The following is an 18,482-nucleotide window of genomic DNA, read 5'->3' as shown; positions in this document are numbered from 1 at the left end:
GGCGTGGCGGGTCAGCACATCTTGTAGCTGGTCCTCGTGCTGTTGTAGGAGCAGGTGCCGGTCCTGGCCCCGGTGGAGGTCTTGAGGGTGGCGGTGTCCTTGTCGTTGTTCCAGATGTAGTTGCCGCTGCCCCAGTACCGGTTGGTGGCGGTGTTGGTGCCCTTGCCGGTGTGTATCGTGACGGTCTTTCCCGCGCCGAGGGTGTAGGCGGTGAAGGTGTACCTGTGGGCGGAGGCGTCGGTGACGCTCCAGCCCTTGAGCGAGACGCTCTTGCTGGTGGTGTTCTTTATCTGCACGTACTCGGCGTTGAGGCTCGCGGCCGACCGGGTGTCCGCGCCGGGGCTGTTGTAGTAGATCTTGTACAGGTGGACCGAGCCGGACGCGGCCTGCGCGGGCGCGGCGGCCAGCGCGAGAGCGGCGGCGCCGCAGACGGCCAGCGCGGCAGCGGCGGCGGTGGTACGGGTGTGTTGCATGCGTTTCCCCTGATTCGTGACCGGGTCCCCTTGCCCGGCAGATCGCCCAGAGTAGGGACATGTCCCATCACCGGGGGCGTCATTACCGAATCGGGACGGTCAAAGGGCCCCGGGGCGGGGGGCCGTCGTGTGCGGGACGGTGGCCTCGTGTGCGGTCGGTCGTCGCGTCCTGTCCGCTCTTGATCGATGATGAACAGTCAACTAAGGTGCGTGCGGCTGTGCTTGGGGAAGCGCGGCCTGGGGGTGCGGAGATCGACGGACCGATCGAGGCTCCGTCGACGTGTCCGCACGTCACATTCATGGGGGGTTCCATGCGATTGCAGAAGATCACGCTTGCCGTGGCCGCGGGAGCACTGGCGGCCACCGCGCTGACCGTGCTGCCGGCGACACCGGCGGCGGCGGACACGGCCACGCCGTCACCGCGCATCCTGCTGGACGAGGCGAACGGGCACGTCTACCTCAGCACCGAGGGCCAGAAGCCCTACGTCGAGGTCTTCGACCTGGACGGCGACCTCGTCGGCACCATCGACAACCAGCCCAGCGCTACCGGGATGGCCCTGTCGCCCGACGCCCGCACCCTGTACATCGCCCATGCCGAGCAGGCCACGATCTCCGCGGTCAGCACCACGACGTTCCAGCAGACCGCGCTGTACCGGACGGACGTCGCACCCGTGCGCCTGGCGTTCGCGGGCGGGCGGCTGTGGTTCAGCTACTGGGAGATCTACAGTCCGGGTGACGCGGGCATCGGTTCGGTGGACGTACGGGCGCAGACGCCCACGGTGAGCCGGGAGGGGCTGGGGGAGTGGACGTCCGGGGCGCCCAACGTCCTGGCCGACCCCGCGGACCCGGACAAGCTCGTCGTCACCGGTGACGGCGGCAACGGCGGGCTCGGCGTCTTCGACGTCACCACGTCGACCCCCGTGCTGGAGCGGAAGAACACGGAACTGAACACCATCCTCTACGACGCCGCCGTCACCGCCGACGGCAAGGACGTGGTGGTGCCGCTGGGATACGAGGTTCAGTACTACCGGCTCTCCGATCTGCAGCCCGACGGCGAGCCCGTGACCCTGAGCGACCCCGCGGCGTCCGTCGCGGTCGCGGCCGACGGCACTCTCGCGGCCGGGAGCTTCAGCTACTGGACCGCGCCCTCGGTCGGGGTGTCCGTGATCAGGCCCGGTGAGTCCGGGCCGCGGCGGACGTACGCCCCGCAGGTCAACAGGAGCGGGCTGGCGTGGTCCGCGGACGGCACCCGGCTGTACGCGGTCTCGGGGGGCACCACGGGCCAGGGCCTGACCGACCCGGTCCTCGACGTCTTCCACGACCCCGAGCGGGGCGACACCGCGATGGACCTCACGGCCCCGTCCGCCGCCACCTCGGGAACGCCCTTCACCGTGCAGGGCTCGCTGACGTCGGCGGCCCCGTTCGCCGCCGGGCAGAGCGTGCACGTCACACGTACCGACGCCGCGGATCCGGACGGTACGGCGCTGCCGGACGCGACGGTGGACGCCGGTGGACGGTTCTCCTTCACCGACGCGGTCACCGCCGAGGGCGCCGTGTCCTACCAGGTCACCTATGACGGGGACCAGGAGCACCAGCCGGCGCAGGCGTCGGCGTCGCTCGCCGTCACGGACGACGCGAAGGCGGACACCACGCTGTACCTGGCGTTCGAGAACCGCGCGAAGGTCGGCAAGAAGCTGAAGATGGACGGCAGGCTCAGCGCCACCGAGTCGATCCCCGCGGGCGCGACGGTGACCGTCACCCGCCAGGACGGCAGCGGCCCGGTCCCGGCGCTCGTCGGTACGCGTACGGTCGCCGCCGACGGCACCTTCCAGATCGCCGACGTCCCCCTGGTCGCGGGCCCGGCCGTGTACACCGTCAGCTACTCCGGTGACGACGCGTACGCGGGCAGCACCGTCTCGCAGACGGTGCAGGTGCTCTCCTAGGGGATAGGGGACGGGCGAACCGTCCCGGACGCCGCGCCGACCGCGCGGCGGGCCGTACCGCTCGTGCGCGCGCGGAACGGACCTGCCGCGCGGTCGGCGTTTCGCCGACGGCGACCGGCGGGACGCGCCGCACGAGCGGGCCGCCCCCCCCGCGACCAGGATCCTTTTGGGACTCGCGCCGCAGTTATGTCATCGTATGAAGACATCACGTGATGACAAACCTGGGGAGAACGTCGATGACTGGCCGACATACAGGGTCCGACCTGCGGCAGCGAGCGCTGGTTCCGGTGCTGGTCTTCCTCGGCACGGTGGTCGCGGTGATCAGCAGCCTGGGGGCTCCGCTGGTCCCGACCATCGCCGACGTGGACCATGTGTCACTCACCGACGCGCAGTGGTCGCTCACGATCACGCTGCTGGTCGGATCGGTCGCCACCCCCGTGATGGGCCGCCTGGGAGACGGACCCCACCGGCGCCGGGTCGTGCTGGGGGCGATCACCATGGTGCTGGCCGGCAGCGTGCTGGCGGCGCTGCCGCTGAGCTTCGGCTACCTCGTCGCCGGGCGGGGACTGCAGGGAGTGGGCCTCGGGCTCATCCCCCTGGCCATCGCCACCGCACGCGACGTGCTGCCGCCCGAGCGGTCGCGCCCGGCGGTGGCGCTGCTCTCCATCACCACCGTGGCCGGTGTCGGCCTCGGCTACCCGCTCACCGGGCTGATCACCGAGTCGATGGGCATCCACGCGGGCTTCTGGTTCGGCGCGATCATCAGCGGCCTCGCCCTGCTGGCCGCCGTGCTCGTCGTCCCCCAGGTCGGCCCCCGGGAGAAGCGGCCGCTGGACGCCCCCGGAGCGGCGCTGCTCGCGGTCGGACTGGCCTCGCTGCTCCTCGCGCTGAGCGAGGGCGAGGTCTGGGGCTGGACCTCGGCCAGGGTGCTGGGCCTGGTCCTGTTCGCGCTGGCGCTGCTGGTCGGCTGGGGCTTCCACGAGCTGCGGACCGCCCACCCGCTGGTGGACCTGCGCACGCTGCGCAACCGCTCGGTGCTGACCGCCAACGTCGCCGGGCTGATAGCCGGTGTGGCGATGTACATGCTGATGTCGATGGTCACCCGCTTCGTGCAGACCCCGAGCGCCACCGGCTACGGCTTCGGCACGTCGGTCCTGGTGACCGGGCTGGTGCTGCTGCCGTTCTCCGCCGCCAGCGTCGCCTCCAGCAAGCTCGTGCCGCTGCTGACCCGGCGGACCTCCACCGCGATGGTGCTGCCGATCGGCTGCGCGATCTCGCTGCTGTCGATGGTGATGTTCCTGTTCGCCCGCGGCAGCCTGTGGGAGCTGTTCGTGGTCATGGGCATCGCCGGACTGGGCGTCGGCTGCACCTTCGCGGTGATGCCGGGCCTGATCGTCAGCGCCGTGCCCGCACACGAGACCGGCAGTGCCATCAGTTTCAACCAGGTGCTGCGTACCATCGGCTACACCACCGGCAGCGTGCTGAGCGCCGTCGTCCTGGAAGCGCACACCGCCCCGGGCCGGATGCTGCCGGACAACAGCGGCTACCAGGCCGCCGCCTGGCTGGGCTGTGCGATCTGGGTGGTCACCGGTGTCCTCGCGGTCGTGCTGCCCAGGCGGTCCGCCGCCGCGAAGCACCCCGTGACCGCCGTGTCCCCCGTGACCGTGGACGAGGAGCTGATGGACGAGAGCATCGCCGACGCCGAGAGCGCCGAGGACGGCGTCACCGCGAGACCGGGCCGGTCCGGCCGGTGAGTCCCGCCAAACGGCGGGACTCCGCCCGCACCCGGCAACTGCTGCTGGAGGCGGCGGCCGGCCTCTTCGCCGAGCGCGGGTTCGATCGCAGTACGACCAGGGAGATCGGCGAACGCGCGGGCGTCGACCCGGCCCTGATCGCCCGCTACTTCGGCGGCAAGGCGCAGCTGTACATCGCCGTACTCGACCTGGACCGGGCCAGCGCCCGCCCGGCCGACCTGCTGGAACCCGAACGCAACCGGATGCTGGTCGACCGCGTCGACCGGCGCGGCCCCGGCCCGGTCTTCCGCGCCGCGGTCACCCCGCTGGAGGACTCCGACGTCCACGCCACCGCCGTGGACCAGCTGCACTGGCGACTGGTGGACCCCCTGCGCGAGCGGTTCACCCGCGAGGGCCTGGACCGGCCCCAACTGCGGGCGGAACTCACGGTGGCCGCCTTCGTCGGCATTGTCCTGACACGCCACGGCGGCGCGTTCCGGACGCTCGCCGAGGCCTCCACGGACGACGTCGTCCACCTCGTACTGGACATGCTCAACCCGGTCCACGGCAGCGCGGACTCCTGATCCGGCCGTGGGCCGAACGGGTTCAGGGCGTCGCCCTCCACAGGCACAGTTCGCCCGTGGACTCCGGCCAGGTGCCGGACGCGCTGGCCAGGGTGCGGCCGTCGGGGGTGAAGGCCAGGCCGGAGACCGTGGCCGTGTGAGCGGCGGTCAGGGCGGCGAGTTCCGCGCCGGTGGCCGGGTCCCAGAGGCGGACCGCCCTGTCGTTGCCGCCACCGGCCAGCACGGTGCCGTCGGGGCTGAAGGTGACGCACTCGACGACCGACAGGGCGTCCTGGTACTTCGCTCCCCGCGCGCCGGTGAGACCGGCGAAGGTCCGCCGGCGCTCGCCGGAAACGGCGTCGCGCAGATGGAACTGCTCCACGCCCGCGCTGGCCAGCGAACCCCCGTCGGGGCTGAACGCCAGGGCGCGGAAAGGGGACCGCGGGGACATCAGGGAGAAGAGCCGCTCGCCGGTGACGGTGTCCCAGGCGAAGACGTGCCCGTCGGAAACGCCCGCCAAGGTCTTGCCGTTGGGGCTGAAGACCAGATCGTTGACGTCGTCGGAGCCGTTGCGCAGGGTTCGGTGGAGCACGCCGGCACGCAGGTCCCACAGCCTGATCGGGCCGGAGCCGCCGGAAGCGAGCAGCCGGCCGTCGGGGCTGAAGGCGACGGCCCGCAGGGTGGTCAGCGGTCCGCCGTGCCTCAGGTCGCGCTCCGGCTCCCCGGTGTGCGTGTTCCACAGCCTGATCAGCTTGTCCGCGCGGGTCGCCGCCAGCAGCCCGCCGTCCGGGCTGAACGCCACGGCGCTCATGTTCGTCAGCCTTTTGCCGTGCCAGCCGGACACCTCGCGGCGCAGCTCGCCGGTGGCGATGTCCCACAGGCGGACGCCCTGTCCGGCGCCCGCCACGGTGCGGCCGTCCGGACTGACGGCCAGCGCCCGTACGCCGCCGGGGACGGGCAGCGCCGTGAGCAGGGTGAAACCGGTCGGCCGTGCGGGCGCGGACGAGGGCGGTTCGCGGAGGGCGGTGGGCACATCGCGGCGGGTGGTCGCCAGCGGTCCGCGGGCGGGCGGCGCGGGGGCCGGGGACGTGGTCAGCGCGGCGGCGAGGGCGCGGGCGTCCGGCCGGTCCCGGGGGTCCTTGGCGAGCAGCGCCGCCACCAGGTCGGCGAGCGGTCCTGGGACGTCGGGGCGCCGGCCGGCCACGGGCGGCGCGGGCACCTCCGCGTGCTGCCGCAGCAGCGCGTACAGCGGCTGGCGCGCAGTGAACGGCGGCTCCCCGGTCAGCAGTTCGTACATCACGCAGCCCAGCGCGTACATGTCGCTGCGGGTGTCGAGCGGCAGATCCCGGCACTGCTCGGGCGACATGTACGCGGGTGTGCCGACCACCCGGCCGCTCTCGGTCAACGTGGAGACCGTGTCGGTGCCGCGGGCGATGCCGAAGTCGCAGATCTTGACCCGGCCGTCGTCCTGGAGGAAGAGGTTCGCCGGTTTCAGGTCCCGGTGGATGACGCCCCCGGCGTGCGCGGCCGCCAGCGCCTGCGCGGTCTGCCGTGACAGGCCGAACACCGTGTCGAACGGCAGGCCCCGCGGATGACGGGCCGTCAGACGGGCCAGGTCGGCGCCGTGCAGCAGTTCCATCACGAGGAACAGGTGCCCCTCGTGGCTGCCGGCGTCGTGCACGACGGTGATGCCGGGGTGCTGCAGACCCGCGAGTGTCGCCGCCTCCTTCCGGAACCTGCGCGCCGCGGTCGGGTCGGCGGACGTCTCGTGCAGCACCTTGACCGCCACGTCGCGGTCGAGCACCGTCTCGTCCCGCCCCAGCCACACCGCGCCCATTCCGCCCCGGCCCAGCACGCGTTCGAGCCGGTACCGCCCGGCCAGCACGTCCCCGTTCTCCACCCGGCGATTCTCCGGTACGGCGCCGCTCCGCGCACAGGCTTTGCGTCACGGACACGCGGTGTGCTCACCCCGGCGCGGCCCCGACCGGGGACGTGTCACCAGGGCACCTCCCCCTCGTCGTCGAAGAAGCGGCCCGTCGGTCCGTCGTCCGGCACGGTCGCCAGGCGGATCGCGCAGGCCGCGCCCTGCTGCGGGGTGCGCACGCCCTGGAAGCCGTTGAGGTCGGTCGCCGTGTAGCCGGGGCAGACGGCGTTGATCAGGACGGGCGTCCCGGCCAGTTCCCTGGCGTACTGCACGGTGACGGCGTTGAGGAAGGTCTTCGACGGGGAGTACGCGACGGCGATGGGGCCCACCTCGGCGCCCGGCGCGGTCTGGAGGGTGAGGGAGCCGACGCTGCTGGAGACGTTCACGATCCGCGGTGACGGCGAACGGCGCAGCAGCGGCAGGAAGGCGTTGGTGACGCGGATGACGCCGATCACGTTGGTCTCCACGGCCGCCCGTACCCGGTTCACGTCGACCGTGGTGGGCTCCTGCGGCCCGCCCCCGGTGATCCCCGCGTTGTTGACGAGCGTGTCCAGGCGCCCGGTCCGCTCCTCGACCAGGCGGGCCGCCGCGGTCACGCTCGCGTCGTCCGTCACGTCCAGCGGTACGCCGAAGACGTCGGCCCCGGCCGCGCGCAGCGTGTCCACGGCGGCCGCGCGCCGTTCCTCGTTCCGCGCGCCGATGCCGACGGACCAGCCGAGGGCGCCGAGCCCGGCGGCGATCTCGTACCCGATGCCCTTGTTGGCCCCGGTCACCAGCGCGACCTTGGGGTGGTTCCCGGTGTTCGTCTCACTCATGGCACCGATGTTGCTCCGTGCCGGGAAGGGCGTCCAAGACCGACTCGGTGGACGGCGATACCGCCCGGGTATCGCCCCAGGCCCGCCCGGTTAGGCTGGCGGGGTGGAGACACGTGAGCTGCGGTACTTCGTCGCGGTCGCCGAAGAACTGCACTTCGGGCGGGCCGCGCAGCGGCTCGGGATCGCCCAGCCCCCGCTGTCGCGGGCGATCGGCGGGCTCGAACGGCGCCTGGGCGCCCTCCTGCTGGAGCGCGGCAGCCGGGGTGTCACCCTGACCGCGGCGGGGGAGGTGCTGCTGCGGGAGGCGCGGGCCGTGCTGGACGCCGTCGAGGCCGCCGAGCGGCGCACCCGCCGGGCCGCCCTCGCCGCGACCGGCCGCCCCGCCGTGGTCCTGGCCGCGAAGGCGGGGGCCGGCGGTGAACTGCTGGCGAAACTCCTCGACGCGTACGCCGCCGAGCCCGGCGCCGTCGCCGTGGACGTCGTGCTGTGCGGGCCGGGCGAGCAGACGCGGCTGCTGCACGACGGCCGGGCCGATGTGGCGCTGCTGCACCGGCCGTTCGACGACACGTCCGGCTTCGACACCGAGGACCTGCACCACGAGGGCCAGGTGGCGGTCCTCCCGGCGGGCCACCCGCTCGGCGACCGCCCCCATGTGCGGCTCGCCGAGGTCACCGGCCTTCCCGGTCTGCCGCTGCCCCGCTGGCCCCGCCCCGACGGCACCTTCCCGGACGGCCCCGGACCGCGGGTGCGCGACCACACCCAGCTCACCCAGCTCATCGCCCTCGGCCGGGCCTGCGCGATCGTCCCCGAGTCGGGCCTCACCGGCGTGCGCGAGGACCTCACCGCCGTACCGGTCCCCGACGCCCCTCACGTCACCACGGTCATCGCCTGGCCCCCGCACAGCCGCTCGACGGCGGTCGCGGGACTGGTCCGCGCCGCCACCGCCCTGTGACGCGAGGGCGTTTCGGCGGTCAGCCGTGCGCCGTCAGGTACGCGGGCCCCGTCCCGAGCCGCGCCCGCGGATGCGGTCGTACGGCGGTGGCATGAGGCGGCCCGGCGGCACATGGGGTGTGCCGCCGGGCCCGGTGGTGCGGGGGGTGGGGGTTACTGCGTGCCCGCTGCGGCGCCCGCCGCGATGAGCTGCTGGTTGACGGCGCGGACGGGGCCGGGCTCGACCTTGACGACCGCGCGGTCGTACGTGGTCAGGCCGTTGAGTTCGCCCTCGACATCGCTGAGCTGGGTGTAGACCGAGCCGGACAGGTTGCCGGCGGCGGCCGGGACGAGCTGGCTGGTGTTGTCGACGTAGTCCTGGGTCAGCTCCGCGACCGTGGAGGCGTCACCGCCGTAGTTCTGGCCGCCGGAGACACCCAGGATGTGGCCGGGGACGTTGAGGGAGTAGCCGCCGTGCTCACCGTCCACGGCGGCCCGGGTGGCGTCCGGGGACGGGAACGCCGGGCCGTGGTAGACGTGGTAGTCGATCATGTCGCCCCGACCCGAGTCCCCTTGCGAGGCGCAGCAGTTGACGCCGGAGGCGGAGTCCACCAGACGGCTCGGGTCCTGCTGCTCGACCGCGTCGGACAGCGCGCCGGTGGCTTCCTTGGACTGCTCGCCCCAGCCCTCGTTCATCATGGTCCAGACGACGATGGACGGCGTGCTGATGTGCTGGTCGACGATCGCGTGGACCTGGTCGTCGAACGCCTTGTCGTCGGCCGCGCTCGCGCCCGGACCCTCGTTGCGGCTCGGCATGTCCTGCCACACCATCAGACCGAGCTTGTCGGCCCAGTAGTACCAGCGCGCGGGTTCGACCTTGATGTGCTTGCGCACCGTGTTGAAGCCGAGCTGCTTGTCCAGCTCCAGGTCGGACTTGAGCGCCGCGTCGGTCGGCGCGGTGTAGATGCCGTCCGGCCAGAAGCCCTGGTCGAGGTTGGCCAGCAGGAAGGTGGGCTTGCCGTTCAGCTCGATCTTGTTCACGCCGCCGACCTGGGCGACGGAGACCGACCGCATGCCGAAGTACGAGCCGACCTCGTCGTACGAACGGCCGTCGGTGAGGCGGACCTTGAGGTCGTACAGGTACGGGTGGTCCGGGCTCCACAGCTGCGGGTGCGGGACGTGCAGCGTGAGCTTCCTGCCCACAGTGCCGACGACCGTGCCCACGGGCTTGTTCCCCGCGTACGCGGTGGCGCTCACCAGGGACCGGGCCGGGGTGCCCGCGGCCGGGCGGACGGTGACGGCCAGCGTGTCGTCGGACAGGTTCGGCGTCAGGACGAGCGAGTCGATGCTCGCCTGCGCCACCGGCTCCATCCAGACGGTCTGCCAGATGCCCGAGGACGGGGTGTACCAGATGCCGCTGGGGTCACGCGACTGCTTGCCGGTCGGCGTGCTGGGATCGGTGGTGTCCTTGACCTTCAACGTGAGCGTCTGCGGCCCGCGTCCGGCCAGGGCGTCGGTGACGTCGGCGGTGAACGCCTCGTAGCCGCCGACGTGGTGGGCCACCTGCTTGCCGTTGACGTAGACCCAGGCCTCGTAGTCCACCGCGCCGAAGTTCAGGTGCAGCCGGCTGCCCGAGCCCACCTTCCAGTTCCGCGGGACGGAGAACGTGCGCTGGTACAGCGACCAGTCGTGGTGCTCGGCGACGCCGGACAGCGGCGCCTCCATCGGGTAGGGCACCAGGATCGAGCCGCTCAGCGTGCTCGTGGGCAGCGGGGCTTTTTCGTCGGTGGCCTGGAACTGCCAGGTGCCGTTGAGGTTCTGCCACCGGTCGCGGGTCAGCTGCGGCCGGGGGTAGTCCGGGAGCGCGTTGGCCGGGCTGACGTCCTTGGCCCACTTGGTGGCGAAGTACCAGGTGGAGTTGTTGACCGCCAGGCCGGAGAACAGCGGGACGGGTCCGGCGGAGGTGGTCAGGCCGCCCTGCCCATCGTAGCTGACCCGCACCTTCGACTTGAGCGCGGCGGGTATGTCGGACGCGCCCGCGGTCAGCAGCAGCTGCGAGTGGTCGGCGGGGTTGACATCGATGTCAGGCGTCCACCGACTGCTGCCCGCGATGACGGCCAGGTGCTTGCCGAGGTCGGGCGGCAGGGCGGCGACCGGGCCGGGCAGCTGCACGGTCGCGGTCTTGCCCGAGGAGGTGACCGCGGCGTCGACGGTGGGCGGGGTGAAGCCCTCCGGCAGGTGCAGCGCGGAGTCGGGGATCGCCTGCCGGCTGATCCCGGGGCCCGACCACTCGGTCGTGATGTACGCGCCGCCGTTGCCCTGGTTGTAGTCGAACGCCAGGCTGTGCAGGCCGGCGGTCAGCGTGACCGGCTCGGACTGCGTCTGCACGTCCCAGTCGGTCGTCCAGTGGTCGATGACGCTCGCCCCGTCGAGCGACATCCGGAAGCCGTTGTCGCCCTTGATGTAGAACGTGTACGTCCCGTCGGCCGGGACGTCGAGCCGGCCCGTCCAGTGCGCGGCCACGTTGAGGGTGGAGCCCGCGTTGTCGCGCAGCGTCGGCAGCAGGTCGGGCACGTTGAGGGACTTCTCGACACCGGTGCTGCTGTACTGGGCGAAGTCCAGCGACGTGGCGTCGGAGCTGAGGTAGTAGTCGGCGCGCAGGCCCTGGGGGGCGTCGGCGGCCGGGGCCGCGGACGTGCCGGCGGCCGACGTCTGCGTGGCCCCGGCGGTGGCCGGGGTGATCAGTGCCGCGCCCAGCAGCAGCGGCACCAGGGCGGCCAATCGGTGTGTTCTCGGCATGCGGGATATGCCTGATCTCACTGCGGATACACCTCTCCGTGGGAGGAACCGGCGTGCAGGACTGGCGGAGGTGTGGGCCTCCACCAGTTTTCCAACGTTGGAAACTTGGACCGGGAAGGATGAAAGCAGGACCCCGGGGTGACGTCTACCCCCCGCGCGGTGATTGTCGAGGACGGATCGGCTGCGCGGCGCTCACGGGAGCATGCCGGAGCGCGACTCCGTGCAGCATCGAATGAGATTCCGTCACGGTGGGTGGAAAACACGCGACATGAATCGCTCCGCGGCGCCCCGATTTTTCTGGCCTGCCGGAAATTCCGGACGGACCGGGCGGCGCCGCGGCGTGAGGGGGGCGGACCGGCGTCAGGACACCGGCCCGCCTTCGACGAACACGAAGTCCAGTTCGGCGTAGTCGGTGCCCTTGCCGAACGTGACGACGTTCTGCCCGGCGGTCAGCGGCAGTTCGACGAAGGCGAGATTCCACATGCCGCTGGCGCCCCAGCCGCCGGTCGGGGGGAGGTCCACGGTGAATCCGCCGGTCCCGTTGACGGTCACGCGGTAGGTGGCCGGGCCGAGCCCGTTGGCGTAGCGCAGCCCCACCCGGTACGTCCCGGTGGCGGCGGCCGCGACGGCCGGGAAGCTCACCGAGCTGCCCGCGCCGTCGATCCCGCCGACATACCCGCCGCCGGAGGCGCCGACGCCCCCGCGCGATATCGCCGCGCCGGTGACCACCGCGTCCTCGGCCTCGTAGCGGTGCACTCCGGCCGGGACGCCGGGCAGCTGGCCGCGTGCGCCGAGGAGTTCGAGGTCGGCGATGCCCACCGCCGCGCCGCTCCTCGGCACCGCCAGCAGCCGGAAACGGGACGCGCGGACGGGCGGGAAGGACAGCGCGGTGGCGGTGTTCGGCAGCGGCTCGGCCGGGCCGCCGGGCAGCGTCCGGACGTCGTGCCATCCGCCGTCCCGCCAGGTCTGGAGGTGGTGGCGGACCGGGGCGCGCACCCCGGAGCCGTCGTCGTAGTAGTGGACGCGGGCGGCGCCCACCACGGCGTCACCGGCCAGCTCGACCTCGTAGGACACCGGTCTGCCGTCCTCGGGCAGCGACACCCAGCGGCCGACCGGCGCCGCGTCGAACCAGACCCGGCCGTCGTCGCCGAGCGGCGCGGGCGTCCCGTCGGCGGAGGACGAGGCGGTGACCAGCGGGAAGCCCTGCCCCGTCGCGTTGTAGGCGTAGTTGGCGAGCGGGGCGGGCCTGCCGGTACGCGCGCGGGAGATGCTGACGCTCGCGCCCGTCAGCGGCCGCCCGGAGGCGCGCAGCTCCCCGTCGACCCAGATCGACAGGCCCGCGCGGCCCGACCCGTAGTGGGTGCCGTCGCGGTCGTAGGCGACGCTGACGCGGTGCCCGTGGTAGCTCACGTTCTGCAGCGCGAAATACCCCCAGCTCGCGGGGACCAGCGGCCGCACCCGCAGGGTGTCGTCCGAGGAGGGGCGCAGGCCCAGCAGCCCGGAGATGACGAGGTCCGCGAACGTGGAGTGGTTGTAGTGCTCGCTGCGGCCGGGGAAGTCGGCGATCCACGCCCCGGTGTCGGGGTCGAGGTTCTCCGCGACGTACGGGCGGCCGTCCTTGCGCTGCTGGGCCGCGTACTGGTGCAGGAGGGCGACGTAGTCGGCGCTGCCGATCGCGTGCTGCGGGTGGTCGTTCAGCAGGTTGGCCAGGCCGGTGAGGACCTGGCTGGTCTGGAACGGCCAGGAGGGGCCGTTCCATTCGCACTCGCCGGGAGACTGCCCGGGGGTGCGGTGCTGGACGAGGTAGTACGGCGAGTCCGGGTAGACGGTGCGCAGCCCGTGCGCCCCGGCGAACCGGCCGGGGTCGGTCAGGTTCCGCCACGAACTGTCGAAGCGGGCGTCGGGGAGTCCGACGTACCAGGGCGCGTACCCGGCGAGTTCCGGTCCGCTGACGAAGCCGAAGTAGCGGTCCTGGTACTGCGGGCCGAACCGGTCGGTGAACTGCTGGAAGTCCGGGTTCCACAGCATGTCCTGCACCCGGGAGGCCAGGTGGGCGGCGCGCCGCGCGTAGTCTGCCGCCGTGGCGCGGTCCCCGGCCAGCGCGGCGACGCGGCCGATCGTCCGCATCTGGGCGTACAGGTAGCTGTTGAACGTGGGGCGGAACGCCTGCCCGCCCCAGCCGTCCCCGACGTCCAGGCCGCTGGTGGTGAATTCCGTCGCGTCGTTGACCGGGACGATCCAGTACAGGCCCTTGTCCGCGTCGAACTGCGGGCTCCAGGCGTCGAGATCGGCGGTGAGCGCGTCCAGGTGCGCCAGGGGGACCCGCGCGTCGCCGCTCACCTCGTAGTCGGCCCAGAGCGCCTCGCCGAGCCAGTTGCTGTACTGGTGGAGGTTGCCCCCGCCGCCGAGCCACCAGGCGAGGCAGTCCTCGACGTAGGTGCGGTCGTGCAGCCAGCGCGCCTCGTGCAGGTGGTGCCCGACGGCCGCGTCGATCGTGCCGTTCGGGCCCTCCCACGACACGGACGGCATGAACTCGGTGATCAGCTGCCCGCTGGTGGTGCTGCGCAGGTGCTTCTTGAACGCCGCCCACCGGTAGTAGTACGTGTCCGCGACGACCTGGTCGGGGATGTCGATGAAGGGGATGTTCTGCGCGAACCAGGCGGCGTCGCTGCCGTAGCGGTCACGGGCCAGCCCGGACACGTCCAGCGGCGGCCGGTGCGCGCCGCCGGGCGCGGGCGGCCGCGCCCCGGGGGAGGCCCACGCGCTCGCGGCCGGGAGGGCTCCGGAGACTCCGGCCGCCACGCCCGCGCCGGCGGCGGTCGTCAGCATCGCACGCCTGCTGAGTCCCCCCGGCCGGGCGGAGGCGGTTTCCCCGGCCGGTGAGGTCTGCTCCGACATTGCTTCCTCCTGATGCGGTGCGCATACGGGATGCGTGTGCAAACGGGCAATGTGAGGGTTTAGCGACCGTCGAACCAGCGGTCTTACAACGTTGAAAACATCGCGAGTATGAGAGCACGGTCCTTTGACCGTGTCCACCCCTCGCGCAGGAATCCGCGGGCCGTGAGCACGGCAAAGGGGCTTCTCCCTCCGGGGGATCGGACCGGGTCGACGGCGACGGCGACGGCGACGGCCATGGCGACGGCGCGCCTGCCGCGCGGTGGCTCCGGACGCCGCCCGGGGCGGCCGGTACGGCGGCGGGGCGTGGGCGGGGGCGGTCGCGCCGCGCCTGCCGTAGGCTGCGGCCGTACGGCTACCCGTGGGAGGCGGTCGCCCTGATCACCCTCGATCTGCATCCGATCTTCCGGAACAACCGGTCCCTCGACGTGGCGCTGCGTCAGGCGCTGTTCCGGGCCGCCGCCACCGGGGAGGACGTGCTGCAGGTCATCCCGGGCAAGGGGACGGGCGCGCTCCGGCAGCGGGTGCTGACCACCCTGGGGCAGGCGCACTTGAGGAAGCTCTACGCCCGGGTGGAGGTCGATCCGGACAACCCCGGGCGGATCCTGGTGCACATGCGCTGAGCGCGCTCCCGGGGCCGGGCCGCGTCCCGCTCCTGGTGGCGGTCCCGCCTGCGGCGTCCGGGCGTGCGCCCAAGGCCGTTCGCGGGTGTGGCGGTTCGGCGACGCTCCGCATCGAGGGCGTATTGACAGGTGCATGACGATCGGTGAATCTGTACTGCCGCCTCGCGTTCCCCACGCGGCCCAGGGGCGGCGCCTTGAGCATTCTGAACCCCCACGAAGGAGCCAGCATGCGCAGATTCCTGACCCGCGCCTCCACCGTCGCGGTCGCGGCGGCCACCCTCGCCGCTACCGCCGTGCCGATCGGCGCGGCTGCCGCACCGGCCCTGTCCTTCCGCCCCCTGCACTACAACATCAACGGCTACAACTGGGGCGGTTACGCCGCCACGGGCAGCGGCTTCACCTCGGTCTCGGCGGCCTGGACCGAGGCGAACGCGACCTGCAACTCCACCGACGACCTCTACGCCCCCTGGGTCGGCATCGACGGCTACGGCTCGTCCACCGTGGAGCAGACCGGCGTGGCGACCGACTGCTCCAGCGGCAGGCCCGTGCACCAGGCCTGGTACGAGATGTACCCGGCCAACCCGGTCTACCTGAGCCTCAGTTCGTACCCGGTGTCGGCCGGCGACCACATCACCGCCTCGGTGACCTACGCCGCCAGCAACAAGTACACCCTGAAGCTCACCGACTCCACCCGCGGCTGGACCTACACCACGACCAAGTCGCTGTCCGCCCAGCGGCTCAGCGCCGAGGTCATCATCGAGTCGCCGACCGGGGCCTACCCGAACTTCGGCACCCTCAACTTCACCTCGGCCACGGTCAACGGAAGCTCCCTCGGATCCTTCAGCCCGGTCGCGCTCGACCCCTCCAACGGCGCCTACGAGGCCCGGACCGGCGCGCTCGGCTCCAGCGGCACCAGCTTCAGCGAGACGTACCTCCGGGAGTAGCCGTCCCCGCGCTGGGGCGCTCACCCGCCCCAGCGCACGAAGCCCGGCTGTGCGTCCGGGACCCGCGCCCCAGGGGGAGGCGCCCGTACCGGGAAATCAGGTGATCGGACGCCGCGCGTCGTCCAGGATCACCCCATGAGCCGAGAACTGGTGACGTTCCTTCACGCACGGCTGGACGAGGACGCCGATCTGGCCCGACGCTGCGAAGGCGGCGGGGAGTGGACCGCGGACGGGTACACGGTCGACTTCGGTCGGGAAGCGCGCGCGGGCCTCCCGCCCGCGGTCGCCCCCCATGTGGCGCTGCACGACCCGGCTCGCGTCCTGCGGGAGGTCGAGGCCAAGCGGCGGGTACTCGCCCGCCACGGACTCAGCCCGGCCGTCGGCGATCCCGAACTCCCCTGGGACGACCGCGACGACTGCCAGTACGACGGCGATCCGTGGCCGTGCGACGACCTCCTCGACTTCGCGTCGCCTTACGCCGGCCACCCCGACTACCCCCTTCGGCGGCCGCCCGTCCCCGAGGCCGAGGCGCCTCGACGCGGCTGATCGAGGGCGCTGCCGGACGTGACGCCGTGACGGCCCCCGTGGCGGGTCAGCCGCCCGGAAGGGCCAGCGTCAGAGGGTGGTCGCGGACCGGGACGAGGCAGCCCTCGGTGGTCGAGCAGGCGCCGTAGGTGAGGCGGAGGTGCGCCGTCGTGCCGGGGGAGGCGGACGGCAGGCGGGCGGGGAGGTGGAGGACGACGGGGCCGTCGGGGTAGACGGGGAGGGTCACGTCCAGTTCGGGGAGGCGCAGGGCGTACGGACGGGCCGAGGCGGTGGCCGGTGCGGACGGGGTGAGCGGGGGCGAGACCGCGAGGCGGGTGGGGATGCCGAGTCCGTCGACACCGCCGTCGGGGAGGGAGAGGCTGTAGAGGTGGAATCCGGGCCGCTGCGGGCGCAGGGTCGCGGTCACCTCGACGGTCGTCGGCCCGGAACGCTCCAGCGTGACGTGGACGGTCACTCCGCCGTCGGTGAACGACGCCCCGGTGCGGGCGGTTTCGGCGCGGGTGGGTTCGGCGCGGGCGCAGCCGGATACCGCACCCAGCGCGCAGCAGAGCGCGGTCGCGGCCGCACCGAGATGCCGCCCTCTCACGCCCACTTCTTGAGGAAGGCGTCCACCTGCGACTCCGGCATGCTGCGCGCGTCGGCGAACTCGCCCGCGTTGGTGGCGACCCGGATGTGTCCTGCGGGGTTCAGGACGGTGAGGGCCGGGATGCCGCTGGTCCGCAGGTCGATGTAGCGCGCCGCGAGGTCCAGGTTGTGGTCGAACTCCCCTACGTCCACCCGGACGACGTGGTAACCGGTCAGCAGCTCGGCCGTCGCGGGGCGGGTGAAGACCTTGCCGAGCACCACGCAGTCCGGGCACCAGTCGGCGCCGAAGTCGAGGAGCACGGGGCGGCCGTCCTTGGCGGCGGCCCGCTTCGCCGCGGCGATGTCGGCGGCGGCGTCGCGGGCCGGGTCGTAGCCCTCGGGTTCGGCACGGGCCGGGCTCGGCGCCGCGGTGGTGGGATCGGGCGCGGGCGCGGCCGGGGTCGTCGTCGGGTGCGCGGCGGACGTGACGGGAGCGTCGCCGCCTGCGACCTCCCGCTGCCCCGACGCCGGGCCGGAGCCCGATCCGCAGCCCGCCAGCACCATGGTCGCCGCGCCCGCGACCGTGAGCAGCCGAAGCCGCCGCATTCTGCCCATCTGGCACCCCACCTTGTCAGAGGCCCCCCCGGGCCATGATCGGTCAGCGAACTGTAGCAGCGGTTCGGCGGCCGGATCCGCGTCGGCCGAGCGGTTCCGCGGTGCCCGGACGGCACGCCGCCCCGGCCGGGGTCGGACCGGGGCGGGGCGGCGTGGGTGGGCCAGTCCGGCGGAGCCGTCAGGCGGTGGCGATGCCGAAGACGTGCATGTCGCCGCCCTGCGTGGTGGCGGGCAGTGTCACGGACGCGAGCTGCTTGCCGGGCTGGAGGGCGATCGGGGCGGTGGCGAACACGTCCGTGCCGACCGGGTCGGTCGAGCCGCCCATGACGTCGCGGTAGGCGGTGTGCACGGCGACGGTGTTGCCGAAGGAGGGGGTGCCCCCGCCGCCGCCGAGCGTCCAGTCGCTGAAGCCGATCTCGGCCTGCTGGGTGGAGCCGTCGGCGTAGGTGAGCGTGACGGTTCCGGAGGTGTCGCCGAACGCGGCACTGCCGAGCAGGCTGAGCTTCGTGGCACCGGCCGCGCTCTTCGAGACGTCGAGGACCTGGTCCCCGCCGCCCACGACGATGTTGTCGGGCGCGCCGGGCGCGACGTCGGGCCAGGTGAAGTCGAAGCCGTCGGCCGTGACGGTGCCGCCGGGCGTGACCCCGGCTCCGGCGAGGGCCTTCGCCGAGTAGCTCCAGCCGCCGCCGTCGAAGTCGGCCTTCGGGTCGTTGTCGTCGGCGGATATGCCGTTGTTGTTCACGTACCAGGTGACGGAGCCGCGCACGCCCACGGTGACGCTGAGCCACACGGTCGGTGCGGTGGCGCCGTGCTGGGCGGTGAGGGTGAACGGCACCGCGTACACGCCGGGTTTGGTACCGGCGGCGGCGTCGACGGTGAGCTTCGCGGTGGTGGCGGCCTTCGCCGAGACGGTCGCGGTGCCGCGCGCGGGGGAGACCGTGATGCCCGCCGGGGCCGTGGCGCTCCAGGACACCTTGGTCTTCTTGTCCTGGATCGTGGACAGCGCGAGCGAGGCGGGCGCGGAGCTGCCGGGTTCGATCTTCACGGACGTGGGCGAGGCGGCCGCGAAGAAGGGCGCCTCACCGGTGCGGAAGGACGGCGGGGCGTCCTTCGCG

At 72.8% G+C, this 18,482-nt stretch carries 14 protein-coding genes and 1 pseudogene; 7 read left to right on the top strand and 8 right to left on the bottom strand.

Annotation, left to right across the window (positions count from 1 at the left end; translation table 11 throughout):
- Positions 1-11: 11 nt before the first annotated feature.
- Positions 12-473 carry a lamin tail domain-containing protein gene (locus tag ACWERV_RS12910; protein ID WP_452932151.1) on the bottom strand — a complete coding sequence of 154 codons (462 nt, stop codon included), beginning with the start codon at positions 471-473 and terminating at the stop codon, positions 12-14.
- A gap of 311 nt (positions 474-784) precedes the next feature.
- Here ACWERV_RS12910 and ACWERV_RS12905 point away from each other — a divergent pair, with 311 nt between their 5' ends.
- The 3 genes from ACWERV_RS12905 (at position 785) to ACWERV_RS12895 (ending at position 4,733) form a co-directional block, all read left to right on the top strand.
- Positions 785-2,416 carry a hypothetical protein gene (locus tag ACWERV_RS12905; protein WP_452932148.1) on the top strand — a complete coding sequence of 544 codons (1,632 nt, stop codon included), beginning with the start codon at positions 785-787 and terminating at the stop codon, positions 2,414-2,416.
- Positions 2,417-2,652: 236 nt separating this feature from the next.
- Positions 2,653-4,170: an MFS transporter gene (locus ACWERV_RS12900; protein WP_452932145.1), complete on the top strand. Its 1,518-nt coding sequence runs from the start codon at positions 2,653-2,655 to the stop codon at positions 4,168-4,170.
- Positions 4,167-4,733: a TetR family transcriptional regulator gene (locus ACWERV_RS12895; protein WP_452932142.1), complete on the top strand. Its 567-nt coding sequence runs from the start codon at positions 4,167-4,169 to the stop codon at positions 4,731-4,733. The genes ACWERV_RS12900 and ACWERV_RS12895 overlap by 4 nt, the downstream gene beginning before the upstream one ends.
- A gap of 22 nt (positions 4,734-4,755) precedes the next feature.
- On the opposite strand, the gene ACWERV_RS12890 is transcribed toward ACWERV_RS12895, so the two are convergent.
- The gene (locus ACWERV_RS12890; RefSeq protein ID WP_452932140.1) at positions 4,756-6,612 is read right to left on the bottom strand and encodes a WD40 repeat domain-containing serine/threonine protein kinase; all 1,857 of its coding nucleotides are present in this window, start codon (positions 6,610-6,612) and stop codon (positions 4,756-4,758) included.
- Positions 6,613-6,707: 95 nt separating this feature from the next.
- The gene (locus tag ACWERV_RS12885; RefSeq protein WP_452932137.1) at positions 6,708-7,451 is read right to left on the bottom strand and encodes an SDR family oxidoreductase; all 744 of its coding nucleotides are present in this window, start codon (positions 7,449-7,451) and stop codon (positions 6,708-6,710) included.
- A 103-nt stretch (positions 7,452-7,554) separates the two neighbouring features.
- Here ACWERV_RS12885 and ACWERV_RS12880 point away from each other — a divergent pair, with 103 nt between their 5' ends.
- On the top strand, positions 7,555-8,403 hold the full coding sequence (locus ACWERV_RS12880) for a LysR family transcriptional regulator (protein WP_452932135.1): 849 nt from the start codon (positions 7,555-7,557) through the stop codon (positions 8,401-8,403).
- A 152-nt stretch (positions 8,404-8,555) separates the two neighbouring features.
- Here ACWERV_RS12880 and ACWERV_RS12875 read toward each other — a convergent pair whose 3' ends face one another.
- Positions 8,556-11,180, bottom strand: a complete 2,625-nt coding sequence (locus tag ACWERV_RS12875; RefSeq protein WP_452932133.1) for a PA14 domain-containing protein — start codon at positions 11,178-11,180, stop codon at positions 8,556-8,558.
- 360 nt (positions 11,181-11,540) lie between these two features.
- Positions 11,541-14,078, bottom strand: coding sequence for an MGH1-like glycoside hydrolase domain-containing protein (locus tag ACWERV_RS12870; RefSeq protein ID WP_452932130.1), 2,538 nt, complete (start codon positions 14,076-14,078; stop codon positions 11,541-11,543).
- Between the two features lie 338 nt (positions 14,079-14,416).
- On the opposite strand from ACWERV_RS12870, the gene ACWERV_RS12865 reads away from it, so the two are divergent.
- From ACWERV_RS12865 to ACWERV_RS12855, 3 genes are all read left to right on the top strand, one after another.
- On the top strand, positions 14,417-14,698 hold the full coding sequence (locus tag ACWERV_RS12865; RefSeq protein ID WP_452932379.1) for a Smr/MutS family protein: 282 nt from the start codon (positions 14,417-14,419) through the stop codon (positions 14,696-14,698).
- A gap of 227 nt (positions 14,699-14,925) precedes the next feature.
- Positions 14,926-15,642: a G1 family glutamic endopeptidase gene (locus ACWERV_RS12860; RefSeq protein WP_398191426.1), complete on the top strand. Its 717-nt coding sequence runs from the start codon at positions 14,926-14,928 to the stop codon at positions 15,640-15,642.
- 135 nt (positions 15,643-15,777) lie between these two features.
- Positions 15,778-16,188 carry a DUF6221 family protein gene (locus tag ACWERV_RS12855; protein ID WP_452932127.1) on the top strand — a complete coding sequence of 137 codons (411 nt, stop codon included), beginning with the start codon at positions 15,778-15,780 and terminating at the stop codon, positions 16,186-16,188.
- A gap of 46 nt (positions 16,189-16,234) precedes the next feature.
- On the opposite strand, the gene ACWERV_RS12850 is transcribed toward ACWERV_RS12855, so the two are convergent.
- From ACWERV_RS12850 to ACWERV_RS12840, 3 genes and pseudogenes are all read right to left on the bottom strand, one after another.
- Positions 16,235-16,774, bottom strand: coding sequence for a hypothetical protein (locus ACWERV_RS12850; protein ID WP_452932125.1), 540 nt, complete (start codon positions 16,772-16,774; stop codon positions 16,235-16,237).
- Positions 16,771-17,367 carry a thioredoxin family protein gene (locus ACWERV_RS12845; protein WP_452932122.1) on the bottom strand — a complete coding sequence of 199 codons (597 nt, stop codon included), beginning with the start codon at positions 17,365-17,367 and terminating at the stop codon, positions 16,771-16,773. Before ACWERV_RS12845 ends, ACWERV_RS12850 begins: the two co-directional genes overlap by 4 nt.
- 178 nt (positions 17,368-17,545) lie before the next feature.
- Positions 17,546-18,482: pseudogene (locus ACWERV_RS12840) on the bottom strand (glycoside hydrolase family 92 protein); the annotation flags it as partial.

It is taken from the genome of Streptomyces sp. NPDC004031 (genome assembly GCF_053604375.1).
This window is presented reverse-complemented; position numbering and strand designations above follow the sequence as displayed.